Origin of the sequence: Streptomyces olivaceoviridis, from assembly GCF_014650115.1 — a bacterium.
GTDB lineage: Bacteria > Actinomycetota > Actinomycetes > Streptomycetales > Streptomycetaceae > Streptomyces > Streptomyces olivaceoviridis.
In genome coordinates this window covers 1-1,275 of record NZ_BMUI01000106.1, presented here as the reverse complement: position 1 = coordinate 1,275, position 1,275 = coordinate 1, and the positions used below count along the sequence as shown (strand labels likewise).

Sequence of the window (1,275 nt, the reverse complement as noted above, 5' to 3'; positions counted from 1 at the left end):
TCTGGCCTATCAACCCAGTCGTCTACTGGGAGCCTTACCCCATCAAGTGGGTGGGAGTCCTCATCTCGAAGCAGGCTTCCCGCTTAGATGCTTTCAGCGGTTATCCCTCCCGAACGTAGCCAACCAGCCATGCCCTTGGCAGAACAACTGGCACACCAGAGGTTCGTCCGTCCCGGTCCTCTCGTACTAGGGACAGCCCTTCTCAAGACTCCTACGCGCGCAGCGGATAGGGACCGAACTGTCTCACGACGTTCTAAACCCAGCTCGCGTACCGCTTTAATGGGCGAACAGCCCAACCCTTGGGACCGACTCCAGCCCCAGGATGCGACGAGCCGACATCGAGGTGCCAAACCATCCCGTCGATATGGACTCTTGGGGAAGATCAGCCTGTTATCCCCGGGGTACCTTTTATCCGTTGAGCGACGGCGCTTCCACAAGCCACCGCCGGATCACTAGTCCCGACTTTCGTCCCTGCTCGACCCGTCGGTCTCACAGTCAAGCTCCCTTGTGCACTTACACTCAACACCTGATTGCCAACCAGGCTGAGGGAACCTTTGGGCGCCTCCGTTACCCTTTAGGAGGCAACCGCCCCAGTTAAACTACCCATCAGACACTGTCCCTGATCCGGATCACGGACCCAGGTTAGACATCCAGCACGACCAGACTGGTATTTCAACGACGACTCCACAAACACTGGCGTGCCTGCTTCACAGTCTCCCAGCTATCCTACACAAGCCGAACCGAACACCAATATCAAACTATAGTAAAGGTCCCGGGGTCTTTCCGTCCTGCTGCGCGAAACGAGCATCTTTACTCGTAGTGCAATTTCACCGGGCCTATGGTTGAGACAGTCGAGAAGTCGTTACGCCATTCGTGCAGGTCGGAACTTACCCGACAAGGAATTTCGCTACCTTAGGATGGTTATAGTTACCACCGCCGTTTACTGGCGCTTAAGTTCTCAGCTTCGCCCACCCGAAAGTGAGCTAACCGGTCCCCTTAACGTTCCAGCACCGGGCAGGCGTCAGTCCGTATACATCGCCTTACGGCTTCGCACGGACCTGTGTTTTTAGTAAACAGTCGCTTCTCGCTGGTCTCTGCGGCCACCCCCAGCTCACGGAGTAAATCCGATCACCAAGCGTGGCCCCCCTTCTCCCGAAGTTACGGGGGCATTTTGCCGAGTTCCTTAACCATAGTTCACCCGAACGCCTCGGTATTCTCTACCTGACCACCTGAGTCGGTTTAGGGTACGGGCCGCCATGAAACTCGCTAGAGGCT

At 56.5% G+C, this 1,275-nt stretch carries 1 rRNA gene; it reads right to left on the bottom strand.

Features of this window, described 5'->3' with window-relative positions:
• Window positions 1–1,275, bottom strand: a 23S ribosomal RNA gene (locus IE273_RS43095); the annotation flags it as partial.